At 41.1% G+C, this 13830-nt stretch carries 12 protein-coding genes and 1 other annotated feature; all 12 genes read left to right on the top strand.

The features are described 5' to 3' along the window. Positions 1-6: 6 nt before the first annotated feature. The 12 genes from ACFO3D_RS11605 to dnaG all read left to right on the top strand — a co-directional run bounded on the left by ACFO3D_RS11605 (position 7) and on the right by dnaG (position 13826). Complete coding sequence (locus ACFO3D_RS11605) at positions 7-978, top strand: PhoH family protein (RefSeq protein WP_390296116.1); 972 nt, start codon at positions 7-9, stop codon at positions 976-978. A gap of 75 nt (positions 979-1053) precedes the next feature. Continuing rightward, the gene (locus ACFO3D_RS11600) at positions 1054-3204 is read left to right on the top strand and encodes an HD family phosphohydrolase (protein ID WP_390296114.1); all 2151 of its coding nucleotides are present in this window, start codon (positions 1054-1056) and stop codon (positions 3202-3204) included. Next, the gene (gene ybeY, locus ACFO3D_RS11595; RefSeq protein ID WP_390296112.1) at positions 3205-3669 is read left to right on the top strand and encodes an rRNA maturation RNase YbeY; all 465 of its coding nucleotides are present in this window, start codon (positions 3205-3207) and stop codon (positions 3667-3669) included. It begins immediately after the preceding gene. Continuing rightward, positions 3647-4030 carry a diacylglycerol kinase family protein gene (locus tag ACFO3D_RS11590; protein WP_390296110.1) on the top strand — a complete coding sequence of 128 codons (384 nt, stop codon included), beginning with the start codon at positions 3647-3649 and terminating at the stop codon, positions 4028-4030. Before ybeY ends, ACFO3D_RS11590 begins: the two co-directional genes overlap by 23 nt. A 642-nt stretch (positions 4031-4672) precedes the next feature. Continuing rightward, on the top strand, positions 4673-5575 hold the full coding sequence (gene era, locus ACFO3D_RS11585) for a GTPase Era (protein WP_390296108.1): 903 nt from the start codon (positions 4673-4675) through the stop codon (positions 5573-5575). Positions 5576-5671: 96 nt separating this feature from the next. Next, the gene (locus ACFO3D_RS11580; protein ID WP_390296106.1) at positions 5672-5821 is read left to right on the top strand and encodes a YqzL family protein; all 150 of its coding nucleotides are present in this window, start codon (positions 5672-5674) and stop codon (positions 5819-5821) included. 43 nt (positions 5822-5864) lie between these two features. Then, positions 5865-6608, top strand: a complete 744-nt coding sequence (gene recO, locus ACFO3D_RS11575; protein WP_390296104.1) for a DNA repair protein RecO — start codon at positions 5865-5867, stop codon at positions 6606-6608. Positions 6609-6669: 61 nt separating this feature from the next. Beyond that, positions 6670-6844 (top strand) — a binding site (T-box leader). Between the two features lie 255 nt (positions 6845-7099). After that, the gene (gene glyQ, locus ACFO3D_RS11570) at positions 7100-7978 is read left to right on the top strand and encodes a glycine--tRNA ligase subunit alpha (protein WP_390296101.1); all 879 of its coding nucleotides are present in this window, start codon (positions 7100-7102) and stop codon (positions 7976-7978) included. Further along, positions 7978-10059, top strand: a complete 2082-nt coding sequence (gene glyS, locus ACFO3D_RS11565; protein ID WP_390296099.1) for a glycine--tRNA ligase subunit beta — start codon at positions 7978-7980, stop codon at positions 10057-10059. Before glyQ ends, glyS begins: the two co-directional genes overlap by 1 nt. 88 nt (positions 10060-10147) lie before the next feature. Then, positions 10148-10777 carry a helix-turn-helix transcriptional regulator gene (locus ACFO3D_RS11560; RefSeq protein WP_390296097.1) on the top strand — a complete coding sequence of 210 codons (630 nt, stop codon included), beginning with the start codon at positions 10148-10150 and terminating at the stop codon, positions 10775-10777. A gap of 15 nt (positions 10778-10792) precedes the next feature. Next, positions 10793-11596: a pyruvate, water dikinase regulatory protein gene (locus ACFO3D_RS11555; protein ID WP_390296094.1), complete on the top strand. Its 804-nt coding sequence runs from the start codon at positions 10793-10795 to the stop codon at positions 11594-11596. Between the two features lie 415 nt (positions 11597-12011). Beyond that, positions 12012-13826, top strand: coding sequence for a DNA primase (gene dnaG / locus ACFO3D_RS11550; protein ID WP_390296092.1), 1815 nt, complete (start codon positions 12012-12014; stop codon positions 13824-13826). The last annotated feature ends 4 nt before the right edge of the window (positions 13827-13830 follow it).

Raw genomic sequence — 13830 nt, 5'->3', positions numbered from 1 at the left:
CATTCTATGCCAGAAAACCTGAAAACAATTGAATTACAGCTTAACGATCCGAATGAGGCGCTTGCTCTTTTCGGAACAAATGATAAATTTCTCAAACAGATTGAAGAGCAGTTAAACATATCCATTGTAACCCGGGGAGAGCAGGTAAGCATTTCCGGTAATAATGAAAATATTAAACTTGGTGAAGATATATTACTGACTATGCTGTCACTGGTCCGGAAAGGGCTGGATATTACCGAACGTGATGTCGTCTATGCTGTCGATCTTGCGAAGAAAGGGAAAATTAATCAGCTTGAAACCCTTTTTGAAGACGATATAACAAAAAACGCAAAAGGTAAATCAATCCGAGTTAAGACATTGGGACAAAAAAGTTATGTGAACGCTATAAAATCCCATGATTTGGTATTTGGGATTGGTCCGGCTGGAACAGGTAAGACTTACCTTGCTGTAGTAATGGCGATACATGCCCTGAAAAATGGTGAAGTAAAGCGGATTATCCTTACCCGGCCGGCAGTAGAGGCGGGGGAAAGTCTTGGCTTTCTTCCCGGAGATTTGAAGGAAAAGGTTGATCCATATTTGCGTCCGTTGTATGATGCGTTGCACGATGTTCTCGGAAGTGAGCATACTGCAAGACTCATTGAACGTGATACTATTGAAATTGCTCCCCTTGCATATATGAGGGGACGAACCCTGGATGATGCCTTTGTAATTCTTGACGAGGCACAAAACACAACCCCTGAGCAAATGAAAATGTTTTTGACACGGTTAGGTTTTGGTTCTAAAATGGTAATAACCGGAGATATCACCCAAATAGACCTGCCGCGTGGTATGCGATCAGGTCTGCAGACTGCCAAGCAATTGCTTGATAATGTTAACGGGATATCATTTATTCATCTGAATCAAACCGATGTGGTTCGGCATCCGTTGGTTCAGAAAATTATTGACGCATATGACAAACAAAACGATCCACGTAAATAGTGTAAGGCCCCGGGTTGCGGGTCTTATTTCTGTATTCAGAATAATTTTCTATTTGACGGTTATGAGGTGAATGGGATGAAAAAAATGTGGCGAGGCTTTACATATAAATCCCGGAAACTCCGGACTGTATGGATACCAATCATACTGCCGGCAGTAGTTTTAGGTGTCATTTTTTTCCTCGTAACATTTAATAACGTCTACACGAAAACGTATGATATGGAGCGTTTCAGCACAGCCCGTGAGACGATTCATTCGCCTATTACCGTAGTGAACGAGCAGGAAACACAGCGGAAAACCAGAGAAATCGTCCAGTCGGTTGAGGACAGATACAACGTGTCCGCTGAAATAACTGATGAACAGGTTGGCTATGTGGAAGAAATTTTCGATGCAATTGACATGCTAGAAGAGGAAGCTTCCGGGGAAACAGGCCCTGTTCCGGATAAAGAGGCTTCCACTGTAACTCCCCCGACAACACGTGAGAAAGTATTACGGTTAAAAGAGATGTTGTCAGGAGAAATTACAGAGGTGATTAACGACGGAATCTTTTATCAGCTGGTAGAAGTGGACCAGGAAATAAGGCTGAAGGGAAAAGAGCTGTTTATCACCGCCCTTAAAGAGGTATTAAATAGTGGGGTCCGTGTCGAAAATTTGCAGAGTGCTATTGCTGAAATGAACCAACGGATAAAATATTCAGCATTGGACAGCTCTATTAAAGAACCTTTGAATGCGTTGAGTGAGTTTGCCGTAAAAGAGAATTCTTTTTTTGATGTGGAAAAAACTATGGAAGCACGGAAACAAGCAGCAAGCCGTGTAGAGCCAGTGACCATTCGTGCGGGAGAAATAATTGTACGCGAGGGACAGACAATTACCAACGAAGTTTATGAAAATCTGAAGCTTGTTGGATTACTGGACAAAGACAGAAATATTTATCCTGTCATTGGTCTCGCCCTGCTGATTATGCTGGTTATAAGTCTGATTGCATACGAAATGAGTCTCCTGTTAAAAAACAAGGCGTTGGACAATGGAAAAATAGCGTTTATTTTGCTTGCAAGTATATTGGTGATCGGAATTATGAAAGTAGTGAGTCTGTTCGATACACCAGACGGACACTTATACTTAGCTGTCCCTGCAGCTATGGGTGTATTACTCGCAAAGCAGTTGCTTAATGAACGATTTGCTATTGTCCTATCTATGCTGTACGCCGTTCTCGGCAGCATAATTTTTAATAGCCATATTCCAGGTTCATTAAATATGGAAGCAGGGATTTATTTCTTTTTTACCCAGATGGCCGGAATCATATTCCTGATAAATGTAAAGGACAGGCTAGCGATTCTTAAGGCAGGTGCGGGAATAGCTGCAATTAATATTACGGTAGTCCTGTTATTCCTTTTCCTTTCATTTGAAAACTTTGCAGTTGGAGAGGTACTGAGTCAGGCAGGTTATGGAATTGCTTCAGCATTTTTGTCCGCTGTACTTACAATTGGACTGCTTCCATTCTTCGAAACAGGGCTTGGTATATTGTCAGACGCGAAACTCCTGACACTTGCCAACCCAAACCAGCCTTTATTGAAGAAAATATTGACAGAGGCACCGGGTACATACCATCATTCCATTATGGTGGCAAATTTAAGCGAAACCGCATGCGAAGCGATTGGGGCAAATGGACTTCTTGCACGTGTTGGTGCATACTACCACGATATAGGTAAAACTGTTAGGCCGCATTATTTTATTGAAAATCAGCTGGCAATAAAAAATCCGCATGATTTTATTACACCATCGCAGAGTGCGGAAATTATCATCAGTCATCCATATGATGGAGCAGACATGCTAAAAAAACACAAGTTGCCTAAGGAAATCATACAAATTGCAATGCAACATCATGGTACAACGCTGTTAAAGTTTTTTTACTACAAAGAAAAAGAATCAAACAAGATAGTCAGCGAGGATGACTTTCGCTATCCGGGGCCAAGACCTCAGACGAAAGAGGCTGCAATAATTTGTATTTGTGATTCTGTGGAAGCAGCTGTCAGATCCTTAAAAGAACCTACTGAGGAAAAGATTGAAGAAATTGTAGCGTCTATCGTTACGGATCGGATGATGGATGGGCAATTAAATGAGTGTCCTATTACCATGAGAGAACTGGAGAAAATCCAGCTGACTATTTGTGAAACATTAAAGGGAATTTTTCATTCACGAATTCAATATCCCCTGAAGGAGGCAAAATAAATGCATATTGACTTTCACGACGAAACTAACTCTGTTACTTCAGATTATATTGACGTGCTCCAACGGTTAATTGTTTTCGCAGCAGAGAAGGAAGGAGTTTCCCAGGAAGCGGAAATCTCTCTTAGCTTTGTAACGAATACTGAGATTCAGGAAATCAATCGTAACTACAGACAGCAAAATAAACCAACAGATGTAATTTCATTTGCCATGCAAGAGCACTCTGATGGTGAACTGGAAGTTATCGGGGACGATGGGCCGTTAATTCTCGGGGATATCGTGATATCGGTGGATAAAGCGAAAGAACAAGCAGAAGAATACGGACATTCCCTTGAAAGGGAGCTGGGTTTCTTGTCAGTTCATGGCTTCCTGCACCTATTAGGTTACGACCATATGAATGAGGAAGATGAGCGTAACATGTTTAAGCGGCAGGATGAAATATTAGGTGAATTTGGAATTGAACGATGACGGAAAGAAGCGGTCGATTGGATTCTCTTTTGCATGGAATGGTTTAAAAGAGGTTACAAGGACTGAGCGCAATTTCAGGATTCATGTAATAGTTGCTGTTTTGGTAGTGGCGGCGGGGCTTCTTTCCCAGTTGAATCGGCTGGAGTGGGCCATTATTATTTTGACTATTGGACTTGTTCTGGTAGCGGAAATTACAAATACCGCAGTGGAGAAAATGATGGATTATGTGAAACCAGATATTCACCCGCTGGCTAAAACTATCAAAGATATTGCAGCGGGAGCCGTCCTGCTCGCCGCAATAATAGCTGTAATTGTAGGGCTGACAATTTTTGGGCCGATTGCATATAATTTATTAAATTAGATTGTTTTATATTTTCATAACAAGAATAAACTGCGAAGTAACTCGTAGCTTCGCTCCGGAAATACATTCCGCTTTCCGCGGGCAACGCTTCAACTTCCTCGGAAGAAAGCCACTTCCTGCGGGATTTTCAGCTGTTGCTTTTCCCGCAGGAGTCTCCATGTATTTCCTTCGCTGGATTGAGGTTGATTCATACTTATTAAGTTTGTCCTCTAAATTTTATCAAACACCAAACGCCTATTAGCGCAGGCAGAATGCGTAGACTCCTGGGGGAACAGCACGAGTCCGAAGCCCCCGCAGCGGCGTTCTTTCCGTGAGGAGGCTGAGGCCGTGCCCCCGGCAAAGGAAACACTGTGAGAGCTTTAGCTTGAACAGATGTTGACCTTGCACCCGGAGCGGTGAAAGCGAAGTATTCTGATGTAGCGGTAGGTACGGCTGTTATGTCGCAATTTCTATCAACTGTAAGTGTTAACGAAATGAGCCTTAAATTATAAACCTTCGGCGGCGAGGGTTTTTTAAGTATCCAAGTGTCAATTTCTAGGGAAAAGAATAACCTTATTAAATGTTTTGTCGTAAACATGAAACTACCAGATATTTGTAGTATGATATACATAACAAATTGAATCACGCACCGGAGGATTGTACATGGAAAATAACTTCAAATCAGGATTCATTGCAATAATAGGCCGCCCGAATGTTGGGAAATCAACATTTATGAATAAAGTAATCGGTCAAAAAATCGCAATCATGAGTGACAAGGCACAAACAACGCGTAATAAAATTCAGGGTGTTCTAACACAGGAAGATTCCCAGCTTATTTTCATTGACACTCCCGGTATCCACAAACCGAAACATCGTCTTGGAGATTTCATGGTCAAAATAGCGGAAAACACGCTCAATGAAGTGGATGTAATTCTGTTCATGATTAATGCTAAAGAGGGATTTGGAAGAGGGGATCAATATATTATTGATCGGCTTCAGCAGGTTAAACGCCCTGTATTTCTAATTATCAATAAAATTGATTTAATTCATCCTGATGAGCTGTTTCCTCTGATTGAGCAATATAAGGGTATGTATGATTTTGAAGAAATTATTCCGATATCTGCGCTTGAAGGTAACAATGTCAATCATCTGGTCGATGTTTTGAAGAGCCACATGCCGGATGGCCCTCAGTACTATCCCGAAGATCATGTAACGGATCACCCTGAACGGTTTATTATCAGTGAACTTATCCGTGAGAAGGCCCTACAGCTTACCAGGGAAGAAATACCGCATTCGATTGCAGTTGCTATTGAAAACATTGAAAGCAGAGAATCAAACTCGGTGTTTATTCAGGCTACTATCGTGACAGAACGAAAATCGCAAAAAGGCATTCTGATTGGAAAACAGGGAAGCATGCTGAAAAATATCGGTAAAAATGCGAGAAGAGATATTGAAGCATTACTGGGTACAAAAGTTTATTTGGAACTTTGGGTTAAAGTACAGAAAGATTGGCGCAACAAGCAATCTCAGCTTAATGAATTCGGTTTTCGCAGTGACGAGTATTAGACTTGGTAAATTTTTAAACTTATTGATTTACCTCTTATGGAAATTCTATAAGTAAGCACTTTTTCAAACATGCTAAAAAGAAAGGCGGGGTTTCTTGTGATCGACTTTACATGGAAATTATTCAGTCAGACAGGAAACATTGAAACCTATTTGTTATTGAAAGAGTTGGAACAGCGAGAACCTGATTTAAGTGAACAGGGCCACCAGGATGAACAAGGAGTATCATCGTTTGATACAAATTTATAGTGCAAGTATACTCTTAATGGATAATCAAAGAAGGTGATACTGGTTGCTTGAAAAGATGGAAGGTATCGTAATTAAAACACGGGATTATGGTGAATCCAATAAGATTGTTACACTGTTTACTAATAAACTGGGAAAGGTCTCCGCTATCGCCCGCGGGGCCAAGAAACCCAAAAGTAGAATGGCTGCAGTTACGCAGCCATTCATACTTGGTGAATTTTTTGTTTATGTGAATTCAGGTCTAAGTACCATACAACAGGGAGATGTGAAAGATTCCATCCGGGCTGTACGGGAAGATATTGAAAAAACAGCATACGCGGCGTATATAGTGGAGCTTACCGACAAGCTAACGGACTCTCAGTCTCCGGATATGTATATATTTGACCAGCTTTATCAGACATTAAAGTGGATTGCAGATCACACGGATTCCGAAATCCCGATTATGATGTATGAACTGAAATTATTTCGAAAAGGAGGCTTTGCGCCTGGAGTGGACAGATGTATAAACTGCGGAGAAAAAAACTTTCCGTTCGCATTCTCAATTCAAGAGGGCGGGCTGCTTTGTACACGTTGCAGGCATTTGGATGAACAGGCAATTGGTCTTCCGGATAATGTCGCGAAGCTGTTGAATATTTTCCTCAATGTGGAGCTTGAGCGGGTAGGAACTATTTCAGTGAAGCAGGAGAACGTTCGTCTGTTGCGGCAGATTATTGATGCCTATTATGAGCAGTATGGTGGATTTTTTCTGAAATCCAAACGATTTTTAAAACAGATGGCTAAGTTGAAATGATCCATTATCTTGACAATGTTTATGTGTTAAAGTATTATTTTCATACATATTTCTATTTAAAAGGATTGCAATGAGGGAGAACAGTAATTATTGTAAGCTATTCAAAGCGAGTCCAGAATGGTGAAAGCTGGATAATGGCACTATAATGAACGGCACTCCTGAGCATGATGTATAAAGTGGTCCATGAATTCATGGGCAAATAGGGTGGAACCGCGGTCTGAAAGTCCGTCCCTATGTCATTTATGTGACATAGGGACGGACTTTTTTAGCAGTTAAGAGAGTATAAATACTTTCTTACTGCATAAGTGCAACTAAGGCTTTCGCCATTGAAGCTTGGCGATAAGCCAACTTTTCTAATACTATCAGGATTTATAAGTTTCTATGGAAGATAGTATAAGAAAAACTTCAACGCTCGTTATGGACGAGCCCTATGCGGATTTTTTCTAATTTGTTTGGACTGTTGATCACTATAACCAGATGGAGGATAAAAAATGACAATTCAGGAAATGATTCTTACGTTACAAAAGCACTGGTCTGATCAGAATTGCATATTGATGCAAGCGTATGATGTGGAAAAAGGCGCAGGTACCATGTCACCAATGACCCTACTTAGAAGCCTTGGGCCGGAACCATGGAATGTAGCATATGTGGAGCCATCAAGGCGTCCTGCTGACGGAAGGTATGGCCATAACCCAAATCGGCTTTATCAGCACCATCAATTTCAGGTCATCATGAAGCCATCACCCGATAACATTCAGGACCTGTATCTTGAATCGTTGAAGGCGCTTGGCATTAATCCGCTTGAACATGATATAAGGTTTGTTGAAGATAACTGGGAAAATCCTACTCTGGGTGCAGCTGGCCTTGGTTGGGAAGTGTGGCTTGATGGGATGGAAATCACCCAGTTTACATACTTCCAGCAGATTGGTGGGCTAGAAGCAAATCCGGTAACCGTTGAACTGACTTATGGGATTGAGCGGCTGGCTTCCTATATTCAGGACAAGGAAAATGTATTCGATTTGGAATGGACCAATGGTGTTACCGTTAGGGATATCTTTTTTCAACCTGAATACGAACACTCAACCTACACTTTTGAAGAATCGGACACTGACATGCTTTTTGAACTGTTTTCCATGTATGAGAAGGAAGCAAAAGCCACGATGGAGAAGGGACTTGTCTTTCCATCGTATGATTACGTACTAAAATGCTCACATACATTTAATCTTCTGGATGCTAAAGGTGTTATTTCGGTAACTGAACGGACAGGTTATATTTCAAGAATTCGTAATCTTGCACGCAGTATTGCGAAAACATATGTGGCGGAGCGAGAGCGTTTAGGCTTTCCGATGCTTAAAAAGGAGGCGGAATAATGGCTAAAGACTTGCTTTTGGAAATCGGTCTTGAAGAACTGCCGGCTCGGTTTATCGACGATGCAGAAAAACAACTTAAGAAAAAAACTGCTGCATGGCTGGAAGAACTTCGTATTTCTTATGAATCGGTAACTTCATTTTCAACTCCCCGGCGCCTTGCTGTACTGCTTAAAGGGGTGGCAGAGGAACAGACATCCATTGAGGAAGAAGTGAAAGGTCCTGCCGAAAAGATTGCGAAGGATCAAGAAGGAAATTGGTCTAAGGCAGCTATCGGATTTACCAGGGGACAAGGTAAAACGGTAGAGGATATTTACACAAAAGAGTTAAAAGGAACGAGCTATATCTTTGTGAAGAAAGAGATAATCGGAAAAGAAACTGTTGAATTGCTGCCGGAATTGGCGTCAATCATTGAATCGCTGCAGTTCCCTAAAAACATGCGGTGGGCGGAACAGAGTCTGCGTTATGCCAGACCAATCCGCTGGATAGCAGCATTATTCGGGGAAAATACAATTGATTTTGAAGTGGCACGAGTAAAAACCAGCAATTACACATTTGGTCACCGATTTCTCGGAAACCGGATTACGCTTACAGAGCCTGTGCAGTATACGGAGGCACTTAAGAAAGAGTATGTAATAGCTGATCCAGCAGAACGCGAGGAAATGATTGTGCTTGGGATCAAGCAACTGGAAGAGGAAGAAGGTTTCCGTGTCCCGGTGGATGAAGAACTGCTTAACGAGGTTCGTAACCTGGTAGAATACCCTACAGTTTTTGCCGGAGAATTTGATCAATCATTCCTTCAGTTGCCATCCGATGTCCTGATTACGTCGATGAAAGAACATCAACGGTATTTTCCGGTGAAATCCCAGGAAGGTGAATTGCTTGCTCATTTCGTTGGTGTCCGAAATGGTGATGCTAAATCAATTGAGACAGTTACAAAGGGGAATGAGAAAGTTCTTCGTGCCCGTTTGGCCGATGCGCAATTCTTTTTTGAAGAGGATCAGAAACATACAATTGATTACTATCTGGAAAAACTGGAGCGTATTGTTTTCCAGAAACATTTAGGCACAATCAGTGACAAGGTTGAGCGCATAAAATCAATCGCTAATCGTCTTGCACAGAAGCTGGATGTCGATGAGGAAACTAATGGCCTGGTTAACAGGGCCGCTGAAATCTGTAAATTCGACCTGCCTACCAATATGGTTAATGAGTTTACTGAACTACAGGGAGTCATTGGTGAAACGTATGCTAAACAGTTTGGGGAGGCTGAGACAGCTGCAAAGGCTGTTGCTGAGCACTATATGCCTGTACAGGCAGATGGAAGTCTTCCGCAAACAAGAGTCGGTGCAATTATAAGTATAGCTGATAAGCTTGATACCATAACCGGCTGTATTACTGTTGGCCTCATTCCGACAGGTTCCCAGGATCCATATGGCCTTAGACGACAAGCAGCAGGCATCTTGAAAATCCTCCGCGAATTCGAATGGGATATAATGCTTGAAAGTATATTGGGTCTCACCGAGGGTATGTATCAGCACCTTACAGAAGATAAATCTACAGAGACCATGGCGGAAATCGAGCAGTTCTTTAAACTCCGGGCTACGTATTTACTGAAGGAAGCCGATGTGGAACAAGATGTGATTTCATCCGTACTACATGAGAAAATTGGTGTCATTTCGTATGCTACAGCTAAAGCAAAAGTGCTTTCAGAAGAGCGAAATAATCCAGATTTTAAACCTGTTCAGGAAGCACTTGTGCGAGTGCTTAATCTGGCTAAAAAAGCAGATGATCGTACACAGGTAGACATCGATCTGTTTGAAACGCCATCCGAGAAGGCTTTGTATGAAGCATATCTTGAGGTTAAGGATCCTTATTACGCAGCAAATGAGAAACGGCAGGCAGGTACTGCATTAAATCAGCTTGGAAAACTCGCTGAACCGATTCATACTTTCTTTGAAAATAATATGGTCATGGCTGATGATGAATCGGTAAAACGTAACAGGCTTGCTCTAATTAATTCTATCGCTCATTTGATAAATGATTTTGCTGATTTATCCCTTGTCGAATGGAAACAACACTTTTGATATTTGATAACTATTTTCTTTTTCACGCTGTTTAATGCTATAATATTAGAATATAGTATGTCACATTAAAGTGATTGGTGGTGAAAAAGTGGAGTTATCAAACAGACAACAACAGATAATTGAAATAGTAAAAGAAAATGGTCCGATAACAGGTGAAAATATTGCAGAACAACTTAATTTAACACGGGCGACACTACGACCCGATCTTGCTATTCTCACAATGGCGGGATTTCTTGATGCGCGACCCAGGGTAGGTTATTTCTATACAGGAAAAACAGGAACCGAGCTGCTGACAGAAAAAATCAAGTCGTTCAAGGTACAGGAATATCAGTCGGTTCCGATTGTGGTGAAAGAGGACGCGTCTGTATATGACGCGGTTTCAACCATGTTTTTAGAGGATGTGGGTACACTTTTCGTGGTCGATGGCAGCTCGTGTCTGACAGGAGTTCTGTCCAGGAAAGATTTACTTCGTGCGAGCATAGGAAAACAGGACTTGAATGATATTCCTGTCCATATAATTATGACCAGAATGCCTAATATTACAATCTGTTATCGTGAGGACCTGATGATTGATGCTGCTAAGAAGATGATCGATAAACAGATTGACGGGCTGCCCGTTGTTAAAGAGACCGAAAAAGGGCTTGAAATAGTCGGTAGAATCACAAAGACCACAATAACCAAAGCGTTTGTTGAGTTAATTACAGATGACCAAGTTTAAGAGAGGAGCATAGATATGGGTGTTAAGCCACTGGTTTATGTTTTATCTGATTCCGTCGGGGAAACTGCTGAGCTTGTGATCAAAGCAGGATTGAGTCAGTTCAATAATGAAGAATATAAGATACAGCGGGTTCCATACGTTGAAGACAAGGGAACGATAGATGAAACAATTCAGCTTGTTAAAGAAAAACAGGGCATAATCGGGTTTACACTGGTGGACCCGGAATTACGCAAGCACCTGAACACCAGGGCTAAAGAATACAATATCGAGGTAATCGATATTATGGGACCGATGATGGATTCTCTCAAGCGTGTGTTTGATCATGAGCCTCGTTTAGAACCAGGATTGGTACATAAATTGGATGAAGATTATTTTAAGCGGATTGAAGCAATTGAATTTGCGGTAAAATACGATGACGGCAGAGATCCAAGAGGAATAGCCCGAGCAGATATTATCCTAATAGGAGTCTCCAGAACCTCTAAAACACCGCTGTCGCAATATCTTGCCCACAAACGGCTGAAGGTTGCCAACGTGCCAATCGTTCCCGAAGTTGACCCACCGGAAGAATTATACGAAGTTGACCCAGAAAGATGTATCGGGTTGAGGATTAGTGCCGAGAAACTGAATGAAATTCGAAGAGAACGGCTTCGTGCTTTGGGGCTTGGGGATCAGGCAACCTATGCAAATATGGAACGGATTCATCAGGAACTTGAATATTTCAATGACGTCGTGAATAAAATCGGATGTAGAGTCATTGATGTATCCAACAAAGCGGTCGAAGAAACAGCGAACACTATTATGCAAATGATAAAGAAATAGCAACAAATAATTTCCATGCCTGAAACTTGTCCTGTTGGATTAATACCAGCGGGCCAAGTTTTTCTAATGCATTTTAGTGGTAATTTTGCTTTTTTTGTATTATAATCTTTTTTTGTGCAAAAATATAGTAATACTTACCAGTGTACGGAAGGATATTCAGAAAAATAAAACATTACTCAAAAGGAAGGAATATCTCTTGATTGTGTAGAATTATAGGGAGTGTAGCAGTCAATAAACTGCTGCAGGTTTACGAAAGCCTGTATCGAGGCACAATAGTACAACGGTTAAAGACATCTCCTTCTAAGCCGCTGACATCATAGAAGGAAATTTTTTTCGACTTTATCAAAAAATATTGTCGAATATTAAAGGATTTTTTTAACGAACAGCGAATTATATTAAAGGCGCGGTGGTGAAAATGTCCAATCAGATACCTGATGAGGTGATTGAAAAGGTACGTAAGTCCAATGATATTGTGGATGTTATCGGCGAATACGTTCAACTGAAACAGCAGGGACGTAACTTTTTTGGACTATGTCCCTTTCACGGGGAGAAAACGCCATCCTTTTCGGTAACACAAGAAAAGCAAATTTTTCACTGTTTTGGATGTGGTAAAGGCGGTAATGTCCTCACCTTTATCATGGAAATGGAGAATTACTCCTTTTTCGAAGCCCTGAAATATCTCGCTGAAAAAAGCGGGGTGGAAATTCCTGAAAGTAATATTAAACAGGAGTCTTCTTTATCCCCTGAGAGCCAGAATATACTCTCAGCATATGAATGGGTTACAAAATTATATCATCACCTGCTCCGTTATACGAAAGATGGAAAAGCAGGCTATCAGTATTTTCTTGACCGGGGAATAACCGATGAAACAATTGATGTGTTTCAATTGGGGTTTGCCCCTAATATTAAGGATTTCACTGCGGAATTTTTAAAGAAAAAAGGTTTTCATCAGCAGATTCTGGTGAAAGCTGGTTTACTTTCTATGCAAGAGGATAATAGTGTAACAGACAGGTTTCGTGGAAGGGTCATCTTTCCTATAAGAAATCATCTGGGTAAACCTATTGGCTTTGGGGGCCGAACAATTACTGACCAGGAGCCGAAGTATTTGAACAGTTCGGAAAGTGAGCTGTTTCAGAAAGGAAGAATCCTGTACAATTTCGACCAGGCGAAAAAGCACATCCGTAAGCAAAGTGAAGCAGTTTTATTTGAGGGATATATGGATGTCATCTCCGCGCATCAGGCGGGGGTAAAGAATGGCATTGCGACCCTCGGCACCTCTTTGACAGAGAATCAAGCGAAACTTCTTCACAGGTATGTTGATACAGTAATCATCTGCTATGATGCGGATCGCGCTGGTTTAGATGCGACTTACAAGGCTGCAGGGGCGCTTCAGAAAGCAGGGTGCCATGTAAAAATTGCCAACCTCCGAGAAGGTATGGACCCAGACAGTTTTATTCACCAATTTGGTGCAGAAGCTTTTAAGGATGAAGTAATAAAAGCCAGCCATACATTCACCAGCTTTTATATGCAGTACGTAAAAAAGGATTTCAATCTGAGTCTGGAAGCTGACCGTATTCAGTATATAGAAAAAGTAATTGAACAACTTGCTTTGATTGACAGTTCTGTGGAACGGGAATACTACCTGAAAGAGTTAAGTAATGAATTTGATGTTTCCATGGAATCACTCAATCAAGAAATCCAGTCACAGCGCGAAAATATAAGTATTAGTAAGGATAAGAGAGAAAAGAACAGATATACTAATAGGGCACCAAGGTTTAACCAGACAAAAAAATTACTGCCAGCATTCCAGAATGCGGAAAGGCAGCTTATTGCATATATGTTGCAAGACAGCTTTATTACTGATAAAGTGCAGGAGGAATTAGGAGCATCCTTTAATGTTGATGCGCATAAAATAATTGCTACACATCTATACGCATATTATGAGGATGGGCATGAACCGGATGTCAGTATGTTTATTGAAAAACTGGCAGATGATAATCTTAAACGGATTATTACAGAAATAGCAATGATTCCTGTTCACGACAACATCAGTGACAGAGAAATCAATGATTATATAAGGCTGATTCGAGCTGAACACAGTAATAAGGAAAGTATTACTTCCCTTAAAGAGCAGCAAAGATTAGCCGAACAGCAGCAAGACCCAATTAAAGCAGCAAAGATTGCTATGCAAATTATTGAACTGCAGAAGCAGTTAAGGAATACTAATTGAAATT

It is taken from the genome of Virgibacillus kekensis (assembly GCF_042654125.1).
Taxonomy (GTDB): domain Bacteria; phylum Bacillota; class Bacilli; order Bacillales; family Amphibacillaceae; genus Lentibacillus; species Lentibacillus kekensis.
The sequence above is the reverse complement of the archived record's forward strand: the minus strand, read 5'-3'. Positions and strand labels throughout refer to the sequence as shown.

What these genes read in the sequence shown, in the direction of transcription:
- ACFO3D_RS11605 (WP_390296116.1), top strand. Translation starts at nt 7, where the DNA reads ATGCCAGAAAACCTGAAAACAATTGAATTACAGCTTAACGATCCGAAT.
- ACFO3D_RS11600 (WP_390296114.1), top strand. Translation starts at nt 1,054, where the DNA reads ATGAAAAAAATGTGGCGAGGCTTTACATATAAATCCCGGAAACTCCGG.
- ybeY (WP_390296112.1), top strand. Translation starts at nt 3,205, where the DNA reads ATGCATATTGACTTTCACGACGAAACTAACTCTGTTACTTCAGATTAT.
- era (WP_390296108.1), top strand. Translation starts at nt 4,673, where the DNA reads ATGGAAAATAACTTCAAATCAGGATTCATTGCAATAATAGGCCGCCCG.
- glyQ (WP_390296101.1), top strand. Translation starts at nt 7,100, where the DNA reads ATGACAATTCAGGAAATGATTCTTACGTTACAAAAGCACTGGTCTGAT.
- glyS (WP_390296099.1), top strand. Translation starts at nt 7,978, where the DNA reads ATGGCTAAAGACTTGCTTTTGGAAATCGGTCTTGAAGAACTGCCGGCT.
- ACFO3D_RS11555 (WP_390296094.1), top strand. Translation starts at nt 10,793, where the DNA reads ATGGGTGTTAAGCCACTGGTTTATGTTTTATCTGATTCCGTCGGGGAA.
- dnaG (WP_390296092.1), top strand. Translation starts at nt 12,012, where the DNA reads ATGTCCAATCAGATACCTGATGAGGTGATTGAAAAGGTACGTAAGTCC.